21 protein-coding genes are annotated in these 19,258 nt (G+C 63.8%); 20 read left to right on the forward strand and 1 reads right to left on the reverse strand.

All coding sequences use genetic code 11. The features are described from left to right. From V7Q53_RS09370 to V7Q53_RS09420, 11 genes are all read left to right on the forward strand, one after another. Nucleotides 1-1,662 (forward strand): hypothetical protein (locus V7Q53_RS09370; RefSeq protein WP_333828275.1); only part of this gene is annotated, 1,662 nt, incomplete at its 5' end. 4 nt (nucleotides 1,663-1,666) lie between these two features. Continuing rightward, nucleotides 1,667-1,966 carry a DUF2829 domain-containing protein gene (locus V7Q53_RS09375; RefSeq protein WP_333828276.1) on the forward strand — a complete coding sequence of 100 codons (300 nt, stop codon included), beginning with the start codon at nucleotides 1,667-1,669 and terminating at the stop codon, nucleotides 1,964-1,966. Continuing rightward, nucleotides 1,963-2,247 (forward strand): hypothetical protein, encoded by a 285-nt coding sequence (locus V7Q53_RS09380; RefSeq protein ID WP_333828277.1) that lies wholly within the window; start codon nucleotides 1,963-1,965, stop codon nucleotides 2,245-2,247. Before V7Q53_RS09375 ends, V7Q53_RS09380 begins: the two co-directional genes overlap by 4 nt. Further along, complete coding sequence (locus V7Q53_RS09385) at nucleotides 2,244-2,537, forward strand: hypothetical protein (protein ID WP_333828278.1); 294 nt, start codon at nucleotides 2,244-2,246, stop codon at nucleotides 2,535-2,537. Before V7Q53_RS09380 ends, V7Q53_RS09385 begins: the two co-directional genes overlap by 4 nt. Further along, the gene (locus tag V7Q53_RS09390) at nucleotides 2,534-3,049 is read left to right on the forward strand and encodes a hypothetical protein (protein ID WP_333828279.1); all 516 of its coding nucleotides are present in this window, start codon (nucleotides 2,534-2,536) and stop codon (nucleotides 3,047-3,049) included. The genes V7Q53_RS09385 and V7Q53_RS09390 overlap by 4 nt, the downstream gene beginning before the upstream one ends. After that, complete coding sequence (locus V7Q53_RS09395) at nucleotides 3,037-3,222, forward strand: hypothetical protein (protein ID WP_333828280.1); 186 nt, start codon at nucleotides 3,037-3,039, stop codon at nucleotides 3,220-3,222. The genes V7Q53_RS09390 and V7Q53_RS09395 overlap by 13 nt, the downstream gene beginning before the upstream one ends. Continuing rightward, nucleotides 3,219-4,865, forward strand: coding sequence for a portal protein (locus V7Q53_RS09400; RefSeq protein ID WP_333828281.1), 1,647 nt, complete (start codon nucleotides 3,219-3,221; stop codon nucleotides 4,863-4,865). Before V7Q53_RS09395 ends, V7Q53_RS09400 begins: the two co-directional genes overlap by 4 nt. Continuing rightward, nucleotides 4,862-5,311 carry a hypothetical protein gene (locus V7Q53_RS09405; RefSeq protein ID WP_333828282.1) on the forward strand — a complete coding sequence of 150 codons (450 nt, stop codon included), beginning with the start codon at nucleotides 4,862-4,864 and terminating at the stop codon, nucleotides 5,309-5,311. Before V7Q53_RS09400 ends, V7Q53_RS09405 begins: the two co-directional genes overlap by 4 nt. Continuing rightward, complete coding sequence (locus V7Q53_RS09410) at nucleotides 5,304-5,525, forward strand: hypothetical protein (protein WP_333828283.1); 222 nt, start codon at nucleotides 5,304-5,306, stop codon at nucleotides 5,523-5,525. Before V7Q53_RS09405 ends, V7Q53_RS09410 begins: the two co-directional genes overlap by 8 nt. Beyond that, nucleotides 5,515-5,826, forward strand: coding sequence for a hypothetical protein (locus V7Q53_RS09415; protein ID WP_333828284.1), 312 nt, complete (start codon nucleotides 5,515-5,517; stop codon nucleotides 5,824-5,826). The genes V7Q53_RS09410 and V7Q53_RS09415 overlap by 11 nt, the downstream gene beginning before the upstream one ends. Beyond that, nucleotides 5,813-6,760 carry a hypothetical protein gene (locus tag V7Q53_RS09420; protein WP_333828285.1) on the forward strand — a complete coding sequence of 316 codons (948 nt, stop codon included), beginning with the start codon at nucleotides 5,813-5,815 and terminating at the stop codon, nucleotides 6,758-6,760. The genes V7Q53_RS09415 and V7Q53_RS09420 overlap by 14 nt, the downstream gene beginning before the upstream one ends. A gap of 133 nt (nucleotides 6,761-6,893) precedes the next feature. On the opposite strand, the gene V7Q53_RS09425 is transcribed toward V7Q53_RS09420, so the two are convergent. After that, nucleotides 6,894-7,475 carry a hypothetical protein gene (locus V7Q53_RS09425; protein WP_333828286.1) on the reverse strand — a complete coding sequence of 194 codons (582 nt, stop codon included), beginning with the start codon at nucleotides 7,473-7,475 and terminating at the stop codon, nucleotides 6,894-6,896. Between the two features lie 256 nt (nucleotides 7,476-7,731). Between V7Q53_RS09425 and V7Q53_RS09430 the strand changes: the two genes are divergently transcribed. From V7Q53_RS09430 to V7Q53_RS09470, 9 genes are all read left to right on the forward strand, one after another. Continuing rightward, nucleotides 7,732-8,532, forward strand: a complete 801-nt coding sequence (locus tag V7Q53_RS09430; protein WP_333828287.1) for a BRO-N domain-containing protein — start codon at nucleotides 7,732-7,734, stop codon at nucleotides 8,530-8,532. Nucleotide 8,533: 1 nt separating this feature from the next. Continuing rightward, on the forward strand, nucleotides 8,534-8,755 hold the full coding sequence (locus tag V7Q53_RS09435) for a hypothetical protein (RefSeq protein WP_333828288.1): 222 nt from the start codon (nucleotides 8,534-8,536) through the stop codon (nucleotides 8,753-8,755). Between the two features lie 233 nt (nucleotides 8,756-8,988). Beyond that, entirely contained in the window at nucleotides 8,989-9,936 is a 948-nt protein-coding gene (locus tag V7Q53_RS09440) for a phage capsid protein (RefSeq protein WP_333828289.1), read from the forward strand. Nucleotides 9,937-10,007: 71 nt separating this feature from the next. Beyond that, nucleotides 10,008-10,463, forward strand: coding sequence for a hypothetical protein (locus tag V7Q53_RS09445; RefSeq protein ID WP_333828290.1), 456 nt, complete (start codon nucleotides 10,008-10,010; stop codon nucleotides 10,461-10,463). Nucleotides 10,464-10,512: 49 nt separating this feature from the next. Further along, the gene (locus V7Q53_RS09450; protein ID WP_333828291.1) at nucleotides 10,513-11,109 is read left to right on the forward strand and encodes a hypothetical protein; all 597 of its coding nucleotides are present in this window, start codon (nucleotides 10,513-10,515) and stop codon (nucleotides 11,107-11,109) included. Next, nucleotides 11,106-13,400, forward strand: coding sequence for a hypothetical protein (locus tag V7Q53_RS09455; protein WP_333828292.1), 2,295 nt, complete (start codon nucleotides 11,106-11,108; stop codon nucleotides 13,398-13,400). Before V7Q53_RS09450 ends, V7Q53_RS09455 begins: the two co-directional genes overlap by 4 nt. A gap of 142 nt (nucleotides 13,401-13,542) precedes the next feature. Next, complete coding sequence (locus tag V7Q53_RS09460; RefSeq protein WP_333828293.1) at nucleotides 13,543-13,923, forward strand: hypothetical protein; 381 nt, start codon at nucleotides 13,543-13,545, stop codon at nucleotides 13,921-13,923. A gap of 53 nt (nucleotides 13,924-13,976) precedes the next feature. After that, nucleotides 13,977-16,001: a hypothetical protein gene (locus tag V7Q53_RS09465; RefSeq protein ID WP_333828294.1), complete on the forward strand. Its 2,025-nt coding sequence runs from the start codon at nucleotides 13,977-13,979 to the stop codon at nucleotides 15,999-16,001. Continuing rightward, a complete protein-coding gene (locus V7Q53_RS09470; protein ID WP_333828295.1) occupies nucleotides 15,998-19,252 on the forward strand; it encodes a phage tail tip lysozyme in 3,255 nt (1,084 codons plus the stop codon). The genes V7Q53_RS09465 and V7Q53_RS09470 overlap by 4 nt, the downstream gene beginning before the upstream one ends. Nucleotides 19,253-19,258 lie beyond the last annotated feature (6 nt).

The following is a 19,258-nucleotide window of genomic DNA, read 5'->3' on the forward strand; positions in this document are numbered from 1 at the left end:
GGTGTGAACCCTGACCAGCTGGCGGGGATGGGGGCGCATGAAGCGATTGATGCGCTGCAGGGCGATTTCGCTGATACCCTGCCTGTCCTGGACATGCAAAGCTTTCCCGGCCCGATCGCGGCGGCCATGTTTGCCTCGGACGCCACGATCACTGGCATTCAAGGGCCTGTCGGCAGCGGGAAGACCACAACCCTCCTGAAATCACGCTTCCGTCGCGCCAAGGCCATGCCCCGGTCGGTCATCACCGGCATTCGGCAATACAAGCTGCTCGTTGTGCGAGAGACTTACCGCCAGCTGTGGTCCACCACGATCCCCAGCTATCTGGAAGTCTATCCAAAGAACCTAGGCAAGTGGTCGGGCGGGCGCGGCGACCCGGTGACCCATACAATCCTGTTTGAAGATGAGTTCGGCCCGATCGAATGGGTGGCCGAGTTCATGGCGTTCGGCGATGACATCATTGCCAGCATGCGCGGCATCCAGACGACGGACATGTGGCTGAATGAGGCCGACACCATGCCCAACGAGGTGCTGGGTGTGGGTATCGGGCGGATCAACCGCTGGCCCGGGCGCGGACATTTCGAGGGATATCCGCCCGAGCTGCGCAGCTATGGCCAGATCGTGGCAGATTTCAACGCGCCGGATGAGGACAACTACACCGTTGGGGTGTTCCACGATGATGTTGCCCGGGCGCGCATCGCAGATGAGATGAACCGGGCACTGCCAGAGGGCGCGAAGCGCGTCTCGGTCGAGTTCTACAATCAGCCCGGCTATGGTGAGCCCGGTTGCGAGAACCTGCACAACCTGTCGCCCGATTATTACCCGGCGCAGCTGCAGGCGCTGAAACTTTCGGGCCGGGGCGATCTGGCCCAGCGGCTGGTTTACAACAAGATCACCCATCTGCGCGCCGGTGAACCGGTGTTCCAGCGCGAATTCAGCCGCCGCGTGCATGTATCGGACGCGACGCTGGAGCCTTGGCCCGGGATCCCGCTGCGGCTGGGGCTTGACCAGGGATTCAAGGGTGCGGCTGTCATCGCCCAGTTTGACCGCCCGTACCAGTGGCAGATCCTCGCCGAGCTGCACTTCCCCAAAGAGCGCCTGATGGCCAAGGAATTTGGCCGCCGCCTGCGTGAGCTGTTGGATACCCCTCGCTTAAAGGGCCTGCCCCTGCTGGGGGCTTGGGCTGACATGGCCGGCGAAATGGGCGCCAGCGCTGCTGCCGACGAAAACGACACCTGGAACCTGCTGGTATCGCAGTCTGGAGGCTTCAAGGTGCGCCCACAGCGCATCGGTACCAACCGCCTGCAGCCGCGGCTGGAAGCGGTGCGTGCGGCGCTCGAATTCCTTCGCGGCGGTGCGCCCGGTCTGCTGATCGATCCGGCCTGCAAGCTGCTGATCGCGGGTTTCGAGGCGCGCTATGTCTGGACCGATGAGGTCACCAGCACCGGCGACAAGCGCAAGGTGCCCGACAAGCGGCTGACCGAGGCCAACGTGATGGACGCGCTGCAATATCTGCTGCTGTCCGAGACGCTGGGCAGTGGCGAAAGCCGCGTCAGCAATACTGAGACCACCGGCACCATCGGCTTGATGGGCCACAACGGCGGGCCATCCCTTGGGGCCGGGCTGCGCACCGCCTTCGATATTCTGGACCCCTATGGAGTGTGAGACGATGAAACATCTTGGAGACTTTGGGGCCGCCCTGAGCGCGCTGAAAAGCGGCGCGCGGGTGGCGCGGATGGGCTGGAATGGCAAGGGCATGTGGATTGCCCTGACGCCGGGTTCGGCATTTGAGGCCCGGCATGCCAAATGCGGCCATGCGGCGTCGCACCGCGCTCAGGAACTGGGTGAGCCCGAGGCGGAAATCGAGCTGCTGCCGCATATCGATATGCGCGCTGCCGATGGTTCGCTGGTCATCGGTTGGCTGGCCAGCCAGACCGACATGCTGGCCGAAGATTGGGTGCAGCTGTGACAAAGAAACCAGCCACAGCCCGCAAAGCACCCGCGCCCGCGCTTGAACCCGAGGCGATGCGCGGGGCGATCGCCCAGATCGAGAGCCATGCTGGCTTCAATCTGGAAGCTCTAAAAGCCCTGTTGGTGCAGGGGCGGGGTGCAAAGTTCACGCGGCTGAAATCCGGCGTCACACGGGTGCGCATATTCGGCATCGCGGGCGACAGCGCCCAAGGCGAAGGCGCGGCGCTGGCAAACTGGGCCAATGCAGCGCGCCGGGCGCTGCTGAGGGCGGGCCAATGAACTTTTATCGCAAGAAGCCGGTTGTGATCGAGGCCGTTCATTTTGATGGCACGAAGTGCGGCGCCAACTATGTCCTCGCATGGATCGGCGCACACGGCGTGGAAGCACTGCGGAAGAACTCGCGTAATCCTATCGCGGGGATCGTCATCCCCACCCTTGAGGGGGATCATCTCGCTTTGCCAGGAGACTGGATCATCAAAGGAGTGAAGGGAGAATTCTACCCCTGCAAGCCTGACATCTTCGCGGCCACCTACGAACCTGCCGTGAGGAATGAGGCAGCCCCCGCATGATGCAGCCCGGTGCCTATGACCCCATGGCGGCGCTGGCGGTGTTCCGGTCGCTGGATCCTTGCGACCTGATGGAAGCGCAGGCGATCCGGGGCATGGGCGCCGGGTATGCTCAGCTCTTTGCGGAGTGGCATGCGGCGCAGGCCGGTGCCGTGCTGTCGCTGGTGCTGCGCTGGCATGGGCAGCCCTTTGCCCTGCTGGTGCTGGGCAACACCGGTCAGGCGGGCGTAGCGCAGGCCGCAATGCTGGCCCGTGACCATACCCAGTGGCGCGCAGGAATTGTCGCCGCCGCCCGGCGCATTCGCCAGAACATGCCCGAATTCTGCGCCAAGGCGGGCGTTCACCGGATCGAGGCCCGCGCATGGGCAGGCCACCCGCGCGCGGGCCATTTTCTGCGCCTGTGCGGCTTTCACGTGGAAGCCATCATGCCCGGTTTCGGCGCCAGCGGCGGCGAGACCTTCCAACAATACGCCTGGACCGCAAACCCAAAGGAGGAAGACCCATGTGTTTCATGAAGCAAGCCAAGGTGACGCCGGTGCCGCTTGCGGCGCGCGACAACACCGAGGCGACCCGCACCGCTGACATCGAGGCGCGTCTGCGCCGCAGGCGGGCCGGTGCCGCCGCCGACATCCTCACCTCACCGCGCGGCATTCCAGTCGTGCGCCGCATGGGCGAGGTCGCAGCATGAAAGCCGAATTTGTACGCGCCAAGAACCCCGATGCGGTGCGCGCGGCCACGCGGTGGGCGGAGCTCAAGACCGAACGCGCGATCCATGAGCCGGACTGGGAAAGCATCGCCGAGCTGATCCGCCCTCAGCGTGGCGGCTTCAGCCATGACCGTCTGCGCGATCGCCAGATGAAAAAGCCCCTGTCTTCAGCACCCATCCGGGCCCAGGGCAATTTCTCGGCCGCGCTTTATGGCACACTGACCAACCCGGCCAACAAGTGGATGGCGATCAAGACGGCCGATGCCGAACTGAACCGCTGGGGGCCGATGGCAGCATGGAACGAGGAAGTGGGCGCGCGGATCCTGCGCAGCTTCATGCCCTCGAACTCCAGCTTTTACGACCAGGTCATGCCGCTGTTCTCGGATCTGGCAGCGTTCGGAAACGGCGCCCAGTATGATGAGGTTGACAGCCAGAGCCGGAAGATCATGGACGTGACCATCTCGCTGGCCGAGGTGGTTGCCGACATCGATGCTTACGGCGCAGTGGTCGAAGTGGTGCGCCGGTTCCATCTGAAGCCCGCCGCCGCCCTGGCGATGTTCGGAGCCGAGGCCCTGCCACCCAAGGTGGTCGAACTGGCCGAGAAGGGTTCGAATGAGACGCAGCCCTATCTGCATCACGTCGGCCGCAACATGAACTTCCGGCGTGGATCGATCGGCGGGCGCGGCAAGCGGTGGTTTTCTCGGTATGCTTTCGAGAACGAAGGCTGGCTGATCCGCGAGAGCGGCTATGATGAAATGCCCTTCTATCTGCCCCGCTGGGAGGTGGAGACCGGCCACACCTGGGGCACTGGCCCGGGCTTCGTCGCGCTGGCCTCGACGCGGGCCCATCACCAGATGGACGCGGCGACCCTTCGCGCAGCGCAGCGCGCCGCCGATCCCACCATTCTGGCACCCGACCGCGAAGCATGGCCGTTGCAGGGGCAGGTTCGCCCCGGCCATGTGATCTATGGCGGGGTCAACATGCGCGGTGACCCGATGATGGCCCCACTGGGCTTCAACGGCGAAATCGGCCTGACGCTGGAAGAAAAAGCCGCCAAGATGCAGGAAATTCAGGAGGCCTTCTACTGGTCGCTGATGAACCTGTCCGGCCGCACCGGCCTGTCACCTATGGAAGTGGCGACGATCGATGCCGAGCGCACGCGACTTTGGGCGCCGAATATGGGCCGGATCCAGCACGAATACCTTGCGCGGAAGATCGAGCGGCGTTTCCAGCTGCTGTTCCGCGCCGGACAATTGCCGCCGCCCCCTGACACCGGGCGAAATGAGGCCGTGCCGCTGATTGTGGAATACCAGTCAGCAGCTGCCATGGCCCAGAAGGCCAGCGAGCGGTTGGCGATCAGCCAGCTGTTGGCCGATGTGCTGCCCCTTGCACAGGTCAATCCCCGGTACGCAGACCGCTTCAGCCCAGACGATGTGATCGAGGCCCTACACGCCAGCAACGGCGCTCCAGCCTCGGTGCTGCGATCACGCGAAGAAGCCGACGCGCTGGAAAAACAGCGCGCCGAGGCCCACCAGATGCAACAGGCCATGCAGATGGCCCAGCAGGGGGCGGGCGCAGTGAAGGACATGGCCGGTGCCATGGGCGGGATGGGAGGTGCGGCATGATGGTTCCCAAATCGTGTCCAGTCTGCGGCTGCCCGGAAAGCCTGAAGGAAGTGCATGGGGGTATGGATTGGTTGATGTGCGCGAACTGTCCCGCTGCGATCCCTTACGCATGGACGGCCACGGACGTTTTGAAAGAAACCAATCCCGAAATCACACCCGCCATCATCGACGTGCTGGCCGAGCGACAGCGTCAGGTTACCGTTGAAGGTTGGACGCCTGAGCATGACGACACGCACGAGAATGGCGATATGGCACGCGCCGCCGCCTGCTATGCGCTCACCGCCGCAGGCTTCCCTGCGGAATATGTGGGTTTTTGGTTCTGGCCGTGGCTCAAGTTCTGGAAGCCGACCACGCCGCGCCGCGATCTGGTGAAAGCCGGGGCGCTGATCCTTGCCGAAATCCAACGGCTGGATCGGCTTAAAGCTGGGACGCAAGGCAATGACTGACCCCCGCACCATCCCGGTCAAGGAAGATCTTTTCGCCCGGCTGACCCGCGAACATGCGGCGATGCGGGAGGCCTTGCGCGAAATCGCCGATGCCGCCCCCACCTGCGGCGAGGAAAGCCAGACCACCTGGTCCAATCGTGTCTGGGCAGACAAGTTCCGCGATTTGCAGCGGATTGCGCGCGCGCGGCTGAAGGAGCTGGCCGATGCTGATTGACCGCCTTTCCATCTTCCGGTCGATCTTTCCTGATCGGCGCACCGCCCGCACCGTTGCCGCCCGCTGGGCCCGCGCTGCCAGTGACCAGCCCATGTTGATCAACGATCTGATCGGCATGGGCGCGGTGCTGGCGCTGCAGCTGCGGAGCAATGGTCTGCCCGATACTGACCCGCAGCGGCTTGCCTATGAGGCTGGCCGCCGCGATCTGGCGCTGGAGCTGCTGGCGATGGCCGGGGTTTCCCGCACCGATCTGAACACCCTCTCAACCATGATGGAGAAAGACCGCTATGAAACCGATTGATCTGTTCCGCCGACTGCCGCTGCGCGCGCCCGATGGCGGCGAAGGCGGTGCCGGAGATCCGCCAGCGGATCCTGCAACCGGCGCTGCGCCCGCTGATCCGGGTGATGCCCCCAGCTGGTGGGCAGGCTTTGGCGAGGATGCGCAGGGTTTCGTCAAGGCCAAGGGGCTGGATGCCCGCAAGCCGGATGAGGCGCTGGCCGCCCTGACCGATATCGCCCGCAATGCGGAAAAGCGGCTGGGCCGCCCTGCTGACAGCCTGCTGACCCGTCCCAAGGAGGGGCAGGACGTCGCGGAATGGCTGGCCGAGCAGCGCACCACGCTGGGCCTGCCCGCCGATGTGAAGGGCTATGAGGTGAAACCGCCCAAGGATTTCCCGGCAGAGGCCTGGGATACCGAGCTGGCGGCCAGCGCTGCCGAGGTGGCGCACCGGCTGGGCGTGCCGAAGTCGGCGCATGAGGCCTATGTGGGTCTTTTCGCGGATTATGTGCGCAAGATCGACGGGCAGGCGGCCGAGCAGCTTGAAACCGCGCGCAGTGCCATGATGGCGGATCTGGAAAAGACTTGGGGCGATGCCACGGATACCCGCATCGCCGCCGCCCAGCTGGCCGCGCAGAACCTGGCCGAAGAAGCCGGGCTGGACAGCGAGGCCATTCAGGCGATGGTCGGCGTGCTGGCGCCAAAGACCGGCGATGCCGGTGTGCTGCGCATGTTCGACGCGCTGGCCCGTGCGATGGGCGAAGACAGCGCGGTAGGGCTGGGCAAGGGCGGCAGCGAGGGCGGTGCCGCTGATGCCAAGGCCCAGCTGGAAGCCCTGCGCGCGCCGGGCGGGGCCTATTACGAGGCCGTGAAATCCGGCAATCAGGCCGAGGTGAAGCGGCTTCAGCCCGAGGTTGACCGGCTGACGGCGGCGATGGTCGGCAAGAGGGGGCAGTGATGGCCGGTCCTGTTCCGAAATGCCCGGCCGAAAAACTGAAAAAGGATTGTGATCGCGGCTGCACGCTCGGGCAATGGTGCCCGCGCATGCCGCTGCCGCACTGAATGGGGCTGGCGGCTGGGGGAGTAATCCTCTAGCCGCCGTCACAAGCGCTTGGACCAAATCTGTTGGTAAACCAGTAGGATAAATGCGCTGAAGGATCGGCATCTGGACTGATTAATTGCAACCTAATCAAGGTCGGATGCTGATCGACACACCCGCCAAAAGTTAGCACTGTGCTTCCGGGAGCTGGCAACACGCGGACAAGCTCAAAATCGAAGGGGGCCCATTGCGACAAAGCGGCATCTGAAAAAGCCGTCAGATCGTTGTTCGTACCAAAAAAATGTATTGCGCACACGCCTGTGAGGGCTTGGCCATCGCGGTCAGGAACCACCGAAATTGTCAATCCCATCTCCAATGTTTCAGGGTGGACAAGCCATGCTCGCCCGAAAACCGATCCAATGGGCAGCACGCTCTCACGTTCTGGAGGTTCCATTTCATCCAGGTGAAACAAGGGTGGTGCCCATGTCTCTGGGCTGAAGAAGTCGTAAGTATGATGCAAACAGACCCTGTCTGCCATCAGAAGGGCGACGGAAGCCCTTTCATTCTCAGGGGAGTTGGCACTGGCACCTGAACTCGCCAACGCCACCCATGCCGCAAGAACCATTTTCTGCATAATCCTTCCCCCTATTGACTTCTTCGGATACTAACGGCATCTTTCAACCATGCGATGAAAAAGATCGCATCGGGTTTGGACGCCCGTCATCTTGAGGCGCTTGACGAGCCGCGCCGATGCGCGGCTTTTTCTATGTCCGGGCGCAGTGGGAACCCTTCGGGGTTGCCGGTTCCTCAAGGCCGGTCGTCCAACCCGCTGTTGCCCGGGCACCCGTTTGGACGCGGCCCCGGGTTCATCTTGACTTGAGGAGATGGCCATGAGCGCCGAGATAATTCCATTCGACTTTGAAGACCAGGCTGTGCGCGTTTTGATGCGTGATGGTGAGCCGTGGTTCGTCGTCAATGATGTGTGCCGGGTGCTGGAGATTGGGAACCCGCGCGATGCAGTGTCAAGGCTCGACGATGATGAAAAGGATGTCGGTAGTGCCGACACCCTTGGCGGAAACCAGAAGGTTACCATCATCTCCGAAAGCGGCCTCTACGCCCTCGTGCTGACTAGCCGCAAGGAAGCCGCGCGCCGGTTCCGCAAATGGATCACGGCAGAGGTGCTGCCGGCGATCCGTCGCCATGGCCGGTATGAGCATGTTGCCGTTACCCCGGCCGAGCCGGTGCCGGGTGGCGAAATTGCCGGGCTGCCGATCCGCGAGGCGGAGCTTTGGCTGAGCCTTGTGCGAGAAGCGCGCATGACGCGTGGTGCGCGCGCAGCACTGACCCTCTGGCAGCGCAGTCCGTTGCCACAGCTTGACGGCCCGGCGCAGGCCAGCAAGGAGGATGGCCGCAATGCTCTTTCGCGCATTCTCAACCAGATCGACGGCGGGCGCAGCGTGGCCGAATTGATCGAGGCCGCGCGGGCGGGTGAATTCGCCGCTGCACAGGCGCTGGCCGCTCTGGGTCTGCGCATCGTCGCCGCGGGGCTCTTCATTGCAAACCATGCATCGGGGGCGTTGCGCGCAGCGTTGCTGGTGCTACCCGGTGTCACCCCGGCTGAGGGTGTGCGCACGCTGGCTGGTCGGCCCGCGCGGGGCATTGTCATTCCCTTTGCTTTGCTGGAGGCGTGACATGGCCCTGCCACAACATGCTTTCGACAGCGCCGAAGACATCGGTCTGGCCCTGCACATGCTGGATGGAATGATCCAGATTTTGGAGCGCGAGCTGATTGCGGTCGACTTGGGCGAGACTGAGTGTCGCGTCTGGCCGGTCATCGGTGCCTTGCGCTACTATCGCAACGAGGCCGACCGCGCCGCCACCAGCATCGCCCGATCGGGGGCTCAGGTCGTTTGACCCCACATATCGGCCTCAGGAGCGCGTTCTGAGGTCGATCTAGTGATTTTCCGGCTTGACGCCCCCCGCAGAGGGCTGGCAATGTGTGCGGCACTGGGCAACCCTGCGCATGCGGGGTCCGGTTGGCAGGTGGCGAGAGTACCCCCGACGAGCGGTCGAAAAGCGCAGGGCGGGTCCGATAGTGGGCAACCCCTCCGAAAAACTCACCAAACAGTTTTTCAATGGAGGGGCAGATGCCCGACTATCCCATGGCTTTGGAAGCCACCCATATCATCGCTTACCAGCAGAACGTGCAGATGCTGGCGCAGCAGATGCAGATCCCCATCCTTGAGGCCGTCACGCGCATCGAGGGTTCGGGTCTCGCCATGTCGGTCGCTGACTATTTCGAGCCGTCCGAATATGCTGAGCAGGAAGCGCGCACCCGCCGCAATGCGGAAATGCAGATCGACGCCAAGCGCCGGTTTGTCTTCCATCGCAAGGACATCATCAACTCCGGCTACATCGACAAGGAAGACAAGCTGCGTGCTGCGCAGGATCCGACCAGCCCGCTGATGACCAACCGGCTGGCGGCGGTTCGCCGCGGCATCCATGACCGCATCGTCGGTATCAAGAAAAAGGGCGCGCGGTTCATTGTTGATCCTGCTGAGGGGCGCGGCATCCTGGGCAAAGCGACTGAGGGTGCTGAAACGCCCATTTCGACAGTCACGTTGCCCGGCTCCCAGACCATCGTGCACGGAAGCGCTGGTCTGACGCTCGACAAGCTGATCGAGGCACAGGAGCGGCTGAACCTGGCTGACTTCGGTATGGAAGACGATGATCCGCTGTATGCGCTGATCAGCCCCAAACAGATCACCGATCTCATCAACCTGGCGGCCGAAACCGAAGGGGCGCTGAACCCCTTCATGCAGCAGCAGCTGATCACCGGCAAGCCGACCAGCCTTATGGGTATCACCTGGATCAGGTCGAACCGGGTACCGCACACCTCCGCCACCGGTGATCCGGTGCGGATGGTCCCCGTCTGGTCGAAGAAGAACATCCCGGCGGCCTTCTGGGAAGATATTCAGGGCACGATGTGGAACGACACCCACGCCGACAACAAGCCCTTCCAGAAGGTCTGGGCGAACCTGGACGCCACGCGCCACCAGGACGGCGGCGTGATCGTCATTGAGTGCAGCGAATAACCGGCTGACCCGGTGCCCGGCGCTGCGCCGGGCTCTTCGCTTTTCCCCCTTCCGGCAAAAGGAGCAATTCCATGCCAATCGTGAACGGTCAATCTGACCTCATCTCCGACGGTGCCGGTGCTCAAGGCATCGATCCGGCCCGCGCCCGTGGTCGTCCCATCGTCGTCGCGGGTACTGTCACCAACGCCGCCGATGATCTGTCCGGCTCCATGTATCACCTGTGCGATCTGCCTGCTGCTTGCATTCTTGATGCCGGAACTGCCCTTCAGGTGGAGAACACCGGCTTTGCCGCCATCCGCGTCGGCACCGTCGATGACGTGGACGCACTGGTTTCGGTGTTGAAATCGGCCGGCAACGTCCACAGCCCGGTGACCCAGTTCGACAGCGGATTTGGGCTGCCGCTCTGGGAACGGCTGGGCCTTGCCGCCGAACCGAAGTCGGGTGTGATCAGCCTCTATCAGCATGCCATCGCCAATGCGACCGGGGCGGGCACGATGCTGTTTGAGTTCCACTACCGCTTCCGCTGAAGCCGAAACCGGGGCCGGTACAGGCCCCGGCAGCACTGGAGCCAGACGCATGACACTGACCATCTCGTCCGGGAATATCCTGCGTCTGGCCTTTTCTGCGCTGGAACTTGGCGCAATTTCCAGCTTTGGCGATGACAGTGATCAGGCCATGGAGGCTGCAGATCTCTATCCGGTCGCACTCAATGGCATTCTCGAAAGCACCGACTGGAGCTTTGCCAGCCGCGTGATGGCCTTGCCACCGGTGGACACCATTGATGGTCTGGTCGCAGATCCTGCGCTGCCCCATGTCTTTGCGCTTCCGAATGACGTTCTGGCCCTGCGATCGGTTGGCGTGACTGGCCAGACGCGTTGGCGCCTGGACGATACAGTCCTGCGGGCCGATCATGGAGCGCCGCTGCCCGTCCGCTACACCCGCCGTATCGAAAACGAGGGTGCGATCCCGTCACTGGTGCAGGACGTCATTGGTCTCAGGCTGGCCCAGCTCATGGCACCGCGCTGGGTCGGAAGCCCCGAAAAGGCAGCCCGCATCGACAGGCGGCTTGAAAACTCTCTGATCATGGCCCGCCGGGCCGATGCGCGGAACGCCAGCCCGGAAAGCTACACCGGTGAGCCGGTCCTCGACTGGGTAGCGGAGGCCACGCGATGACGCGGACAACCCAGCTGCAGAACACGTTTTCTTCGGGAGAAGTTTCTCCCCAGCTGCATGCGCGCATTGATTTCCAGCGGTTTCAAACGGGTGTGCTCAGCGCCAACGGCTTCCTGCCCAACCGCCAGGGCAGCCTGATGCGCGCGCCGGGCACAATCCACTGGGATTTTACGCGCGAGAATGCATTTTGTCGCCTGATCGCCTTCGAGTTCAATCGCGAAGACTGCGTTGTGCTGGAGCTCTATCCCAACATCATGCGTGTGCGGCGCTATGGTGTATTGGTTATGGACGGGGACAGCCCCTATGAGCTGGTCACCCCGTATGATGCTTCGGCGCTGAAGCGCATCACCTGGATACAGTCGGCCGATGTCATCTATCTGGCTGATGGTGAGCTGCCTATCCAGCGGTTGGCCCGCTCTGCACTCGATGACTGGTCAATTTCTCCGCTTGTGATCGACAGTGGCCCTTTCCGCCCGATCAACACGGATGAAGACAGGACGATCATTGCCTCGGGCGAGACAGGAACCGTCACCCTCACGGCTGATTTCGATCTGTTTGTCGCAGAGCACGTCGGTAGCCTGCTGGCGCTTGAACCGGTGAATTTTCCAGACATTCCCTATTGGACGCAGGATACCGACGGTGTTCCCGGCTCGACGCGCATGCGTCATGATGGCCGGATCTATCTGCTGACCGCAGGCGACAACACCGGCGTCATGCCCCCGCTGCACCGGAGTGGCATTGAGAAGGTTGACGCCAAGACCGGCGCGACATGGGAGTATCTGTCTGACAATCGTGGTGTTGTGAGGATTACCGCCGTCACCTCGCCGACTGAGGCGACGGCCACAGTGATCCGCCGGATCCCGGCAAATCATGTCCCCTCGACAACTGAACCTGACCCTGAAGACCCCTGGAACCCGGGCGTTGATGACCCGTTGGGCGACATCGCGCCAGCGGGCACCTATCGTTGGGCCGAGGGTGCCTGGTCGGATGTTTATGGCTACCCCACCCATCTGACGCTTTACGACCAGCGATTTGTGGCCGCTGCAACGCACGCAGAGCCCCGCGCCATCTGGCTGTCAGCTGCAGGGGGCGGATACCGAGATTTCGCAGAAGGCGAGCGCCCCGACGATGCGTTTGGCGTCATCATCGATGGAGATGGCAGCCTAAATGCTATCCAGTGGCTTTCGCCAGGTCGCCGCGCCCTTCACATCGGCGCGCTGGCCGAGGAATATTCGCTGCGCTCGGACAGCTCCAACACCATCGTGGCCGCGACCGCCGCCCGCATCGGGCTGGATGGCAGAATCGGCAGCCTTCCCTCAGCCCCGATCGCGCCGGAAGGCGACCCCATGTTCATCTCACGGGATGGCACGCGCCTCTTTCAGATTTCCTATGTCATCGAGTACGACGCCAATGTCTCGCGCGAAGTGTCGCTGCCATCTGACCATCTGGGCGCCGCACTATTCCGGCAGGTTGTCTGGCAGGGCGCACCGTTCGCGATGGCTTGGGTGCGGCGGGGAACCGGCGATCTGGCGTGCATGCTCCAAGACAAAGCCGAAGACGTGCAGGGTTGGGCAAGGCTGACGCTGGCGGACGGATTTGTCGAAGACATGGCTGTTACCCGCGCTTCTGACACAGATACCGACATTGTGGTCATGGTTGTGCGCCGCGCCGTCGATGAAGAGACCCAGCGCCATATTGAGGCACTTTCTGTTCCAAAGGGCTGGATGATGCCAGCGGGGGATGTGCCCCCCACGCATTATTTCTGCGCGAAGGTCTTCGCCAGCGAAACCCCGATGGAAAGTCTTTTTGTGCCCCATCTGGCGGGCCGCAGCGTCAACGTCTGGACCGAGTTCGGAGAGCTGGGCCCGCTTACTGTTGCGGGCGATGGAACCCTGACCCTGCCGGATCCGGTGCAGAGCGCCGAAGTCGGTCTGTTCGATACCACACACCATTTCGAGACGCTGGACCTTCAACCTCAAGCGCAGGACGGTTTGACCCTTGGTCGCAAGAAGAAGGTTGCCAGCATTGCTGCGATCGGAGTTTACCAAACCCAGCAAGGTTATGTTCAGATCGTTGAGCGCGATTTTGGCAGAGCGGCCCGGATTGGACGTCCGATCCAGCTCGTGCCTGCACAGGTTGCAGCGTCGGCGCAGGACTACCACACCGGTCTCGCAGCGGTCGATGCCACGTCAAGCCCCGCCCGTGGGATTGCGCTGCGTTTCACCCCTCATGCGGGTGCAGCAATGACCGTCACAGCGATTGCAGCGAACCTCGAAGAAATGGGGGCCTGAGATGTGTCATCCCGCCCTTCTGGCAGGCCTGGCAGGCGGAGGCGCAGCCACCGCAGCGGGCGCAACCGCCGTGGCGGCAACCAGTTCTCTGGCCTCCATCGGCACGGCGCTTACAGTGGTCGGTTCCCTCGCGCAGGGCGTCATGGCCATGCAGGCGGGGCAAGAGCAATCGGCCCTGCTTCTGCAGCAAGCCGAGCAGGAAAAGCGCATCGGTGCGATCGAAGAAGATCGCACCCGTCGCCAGTTCCAGTTCCAGATGGGGCAACAGGCTATTGAGTTGGCCGGGCGCGGTATCCGCCTGGACAGTCCGGTCGCCATGTTTCTTGGCGAAACGGCCGCCCGGGAGATGTCGTTTGAGGCGCAGGCAGTGCGCAGCGGGCGCGGCACTCGTGCGCAGGAGATGACCCATCAGGCTCGTCAGGTGCGTGCGCAAGGAATGCAAGGTCTGTTGCGTGGCACGCTGAGTGCGGCAGGCAATCTGCTGACTGCCGCTCCGCGCCAATGGCCGGGGATGCTGAAATGAGCCTGACCCTTCCCAGAGCGGGGATCGCCCCTGGCCGTTCCGCAGATCTTCGTGTGGCTACACCGACCGTTGGCGCGGATATCGCCCAGCTTGGGCAGGTGATGCAACAGGTTGGCAATGCCGTCGAGGACGAGCGCAACGACCGGTTGTTGCAGCGTGCCCAGATCGACATGATGGACGGTTTCAACCAGATGCGGCTTGATCTGGACCAGATCGGTGATCCGGACCAGTTGCAGAATGAGTTCACGCGGCGGGCTGGGGAGTTGCGGGCGGGGATCCTTGGAAACCTGCCAGAGCGCGTTCAGGAACCGGCAGGCCTTCGGTTTGACGATCTGAATGCCAGACAAAGCTATGCGGTGGGCCGTCAGGCGCTTGAGCGCATCCAGTCCGAACGCGCCGCAATGCTGCCCTATGCCCGCGATGTAACGATGGCCGGGGCGGCAGTGGGTGACCCGGAGACAAGCGCGGTCAACGAGGCGCAGTATTGGGAGATCCTTGAGCGCGCGGTGGAAGGGAACCTCCTGACCCCGGAACAGGCCCATGCCCAGTTCAGAAGTTGGCAGGAGGGCGTTTCGCTGTCGCGGGCGACGGCGCTGTTGCGCGACAATCCGCAGGGGCTTTTGTCTGCGCTCGATGGCAATGAGTTTGACGCCCTCGATCCGCAGGCGCGTGAGCAATGGCGCACGCGGGCCACGGCTGCACTTTCGACCCGCACCGATGCGCAGATCGCCGCTCAGAACGCCGAACTGCGCGAGGTGACCGAGGCACTGCGCCAAGGCTATCCGCACGCCCGGGCGGAAGCCCTGGCCGCTGACCCTGCAATTGCCGATCTGGAGCGCGGACCCGAGTTTCTGGACATGTACGCCCTGCGCCAATCGCAACCGGAACTGGCGACGGCAACCCCTGCCGAGGGTCGGGCTATTCTGGCCGAGGCGCGCACCCGGACACTTGAACCCGGCGAGAGCCACATTCCACGGCGCGACGACGTGCTGGAACAGGTGGTTGAGACGAACAACGAGCGCTGGACGACAGATCCCGTCGCCCATGCCTATCGCCTTGATCTGTTCGCTGAACGTGTCGAAATGCCCGATCCGGTCAGTGCCCCGGTCGAGGACATCAATGCTGCGATCCGTACCCGAGCGCTTCAGGCGCGCGGCCTGACGGCGCGCGGCTACATCGAAAACCCCGTCCTGTTTACCCCCGAAGAGCGCGCCCGCTGGCAGGAAAGCGCCGGGGTCATGGCTGATCCCGGCGTCCGCACGCGGATTGCCACGGCCTTTGTGCAGGCGGGTCTGACGGCCCCGGGAGAGCCAGATACCCGCGCCTTGGCCCGCGACCTGTTTCCCGATGATCGGGTCTTTGGCTTCACGTCAGAGGCAATGACCAACGGGTTGAACCCTGTGATTGCGCAGCAGGTGTTTCGTGGCCAGCAGGCGATCGAACTCAACGAGGTTCCGATGCCGACGCGCGTTCGCATCAATGACCGGTACCAGGCAGACTTCGGTCCGGTACTGGAACTGGTCGACGGTGCCACTTTGCGCGAGGACGTCAGAAGCGCGGCAACCTCACTGGCCGCCTATCGCCTGCTGGGGCGCAGCGAAGATGTTGATGACAGTACTTTGCGCGCCGTTTTCAACCAATCCCTGCACGAGGTGATTGGCGGCAGCGGGAGCTATGGCGACCGGTCCTCGACCGGCGGTGTTCATCCCGTCAATGGGTTGCCCACAGTCATACCACCGGGGGTTCCCGGCGCGGCTGTGGCCGGCACCATGCAAGGCTTTATTGATGAAGCCACGCGCCGCTATGTCCGCGACAGTTACCTGTATACGGACGAGGAAACCGATGCCTGGGTGACCGGCTTCTGGCAGGGTGCGAGCGTTTCGGGCAACCCGCCTGATATCGGTGGTGAAATGCCCGGCGGCGAAACGCTGAGGCGGCTTCGCCTGATGGCATCGAACGACAGCAGCTATCTGCTGGTTTTCACGCCGCGCAACGGCCCGCCTGAGGTGGTTACCGAGCAAGACGGCGTGACACCCTTCAGGATCGACCCGCGCCGTATGCTGGAGTTGCGGCCATGAGCTGGCTCATGCGTGGTCAACCGCCCGAGGGATCGGTGCCGATGACGCAACAGGTGCCGTCTGTCGGCACGCAATTCGTCGCCGGTGTGCGGCATATCTATGCCGAAACTGACAGTTGGAACCGGACCCGCTCCCATGCCCGTGCTCTTCGTGGCGAAATCCTCGAAGCACTCGGTCCGCGCGCCCCTGATCTTGTCCGCGAATGGGCGCAAAGCAGCCCGACGGGCTGGCAGGACTTTGAAGATTTTCAGACCCGGCGTCTTATGGAAGTAGCAGCAGAAGCTGCGCAGGAAGACCCGGGCTCATGGGGCGGTATCCCCACCACGCACGATGCCTATCTGGCAGAGCTGACGCGCCGGCGCACGCTCGAGCTGGAGGAGCAGGAAGGCATCATAGAGCGGGGCCACAACCGCTGGGCTTCCTTTCTGGGGCAGATGGCGGGAGCCGCGACAGATGAGGTGTCGCTCGCGACGATGCCTCTTGGTTTTGGATTTGCGCGCGGCGGCTGGAAGGCCGGACGCTTTGTCCTGGGCGAAATGGGCATTGGTGCCGCATCTGAAGCTGTGATCCTCCCGCGTATGGCTGACGTGGCTGAAGAGTTGGGGCGACCATCCCCGAACTGGATGGCACAGATGACCCTCGGTGCGGCGGGTAGTGGTGCACTGGCTGGCACGGTCGTAGCGGGTGCGCGGGGCCTGCAGTACTTGCGAGATGGCCGGTCATTGGAGCGCCAGAGTGTGCCTCCCGGCACGGATCCACTTCAGGCCCGCGCGGACATCAACGCCGCTGAAATCGACCTGCGCACCGGCACCGAGGGAATGACGCCGACGGGCGCCATCGCCACACAGCGCGGGGGTCTTGATACCGCTGCCTCATCGCTGCTGGGGACGAGTGGCGCCGAAGGCAACATGCGGGCGATGCTGCGCATGGCCGATGGCACCCGGGTTTCCGGACTGGGCGTGGGAGACACGCTACCCGATGGTGGCCGTATCGTCTCGATCGAAATGGGCCGGATCACGGTTGACCGGGACGGCCAGCAGATCAGCGCCGGGGTCGGCGAAGCCGTCGGTGGCAGTGGTGTTTCGCCTACGCCGACGGCACGCCCGACATCGCCGGAAGCCGAAGCCGGTTCACCGCTCGCCCGGTTCGATTTTTCGCCCGGGGCGAGTGCCGGTGCTGATACCAACCCGGTGGGCTACGTTTTCGGGCGCCTGCTGGAACTTGGCTATGAGCCGCGTGTTGCGGCCGCATTCGTCGGAAACATGATGCAGGAGAGTGGGCCCGGCCTGAACACCCGCGCCGTCGGGGATGGCGGCAACGCCTTCGGGATGGCGCAATGGAACGGACCCCGGCGGCGTCAGTATCTGGCCTACGCCCGCCAGCTGGGCGCTGATCCGGGTGATATCGACACGCAGATCGCCTTCTTCCATCTGGAACTGCAGACCACTGAACGCGCGGCCCTGCGCGCCATCCTTGACGCGCCGGATGCGGTCAGCGCAGCGCGCGTGGCTTCCGAGCGCTTCTGGCGCCCCGGCATCCCGCATCTTGAGGCGCGGATGGGGTATGCTCGCGCCTTGTTTGATCAGTTCGAAGCGGGCGGCGTTCCGGTTGGTGGACGCCCTGCGCCCGTCGGTCGCACACGCGGCGCCACGACCGCTTCGACTGAAGCCGATTTTGATTTTGGCGCCCCGGATCCCCGTCGCGCAGGCATGACGCGGTTTAACGAGGTCAGCAGTCCTGCCGGCACCCGCGTCGAAGTGGAATGGGAGGTGGCCGATCTGGCCAGCCTGCGGTCAGCTGCAGGTGATCTGCAACCGCGTGATCGCAGTCGCGCGGCCTCTGATGAACAGATCAACCAAATTGCCGCAGGGCTGGATCCTGCGCGTCTGTTGCCGGCCCCTGAAGGTGACAGGGGCGCGCCGATTGTCGGACGGGATGGCATCGTTGAAAGCGGCAACGCCCGTGTGGCTGCTCTGCGCCGTGCCGCTGATCGGCACCCTGAACGGTATAAGGCCTATGTGGAGCGCCTGCAGGCTGAGGGTTTCGAGGTGCCTGAAGGCGTGGAGCAGCCCGTTCTGATCGGGCGCCGGCCCGGGGATATGTCGCTAGAGGCCCGGCAGGCCTGGGTGCGCGAGAACAACACCAGCGCCATCGCCCGCATGGGCGGATCTGAGCAGGCCCGCATGGACGCAGGCTATCTAACGCCGTCGGCCATGGATGCCCTGCACCCCACATCACCGTTGGGTTCGCCCGAGAACGGCGAGTTCATCCGCCGGGTGTTGGCGGGAATGCCGCAAACGGAGCGCGCAGCCTTCTACACCGGTGATGGCGCGCTAAGCCAGGCCGGAGCGCGGCAGATCGAGGCGGCTCTGTTTTCTCGTGCCTGGGGCGCCGACGATCTGGTGCGGCTGCTGGTCGAAAGCCCGGCACCCGAAATGCGCGCACTGGTCGAGATGCTGCAGCGCCTGGCCCCCGAATGGGCGGCTTTCCGCGACATGATCGACGCCGGTATGATCAGGGCGGAGTTTGACATCACCGCTCCGGTGGTCGGCATGGTGCGCATCATCGCGAAAAGTCGCGGCGCAAAGCGCGACGGCCAAAGCGTGATATCTGCGATCCGCGACTTTCTGGCCACGCCCGACATGCTGAACCCGCGCGATGACGCGATGAATGCCGCTCTGCTGGACGTGTTCTACCCCAAAGATGTGGCGCGCCTCCCCGCCGCCACCGAGCATCTCCTCCGCCGCTACGTTGCGGATGCCACACTGGCAGGCCGGGCGGACAGCGCCGATCTGTTCGCCGCCCCGCCGTCGCCGCGCGACGTGCTGGCCAGCGTCACCCGCGCGCAGGACAAGGGCGACCCCATGCCGAGCCCGCCCGAGCGCCCTGCCACGCAAGAGGGCGCGCCGCAAACCGAGCCGGTGCCGCTGCCCGCAAGCGATCAGGGCGCGCTGAGCCCGGTTTTGGCGCGGATGGCTGACAGCACAGAAGCGGACCTGCGTGCTTCGGTCGATGCACCGTCAGTCCGGGCGACAGCGGCCAGCCCACCGGAGGCCCCCACCGCGCCAGCCCGGGCCGATGCTGAGGTTTCTGAACCTGTCGCCGTATCCGCCGCCGACTACGTCGCGCTGCGCGATTTCACGTTCCGCCTCGACACGGAGGGGCCGGAGCTGCGGTTGCGCGATTTCCTGCGTGATCTGGATGCCGATGCTGATTTGACCGCCGCAATGTCGGCCTGTGTGAGAAGGTAACTCCCG

The organism is Pararhodobacter sp., from assembly GCF_036802785.1.
Taxonomy (GTDB): Bacteria; Pseudomonadota; Alphaproteobacteria; order Rhodobacterales; family Rhodobacteraceae; genus Pararhodobacter.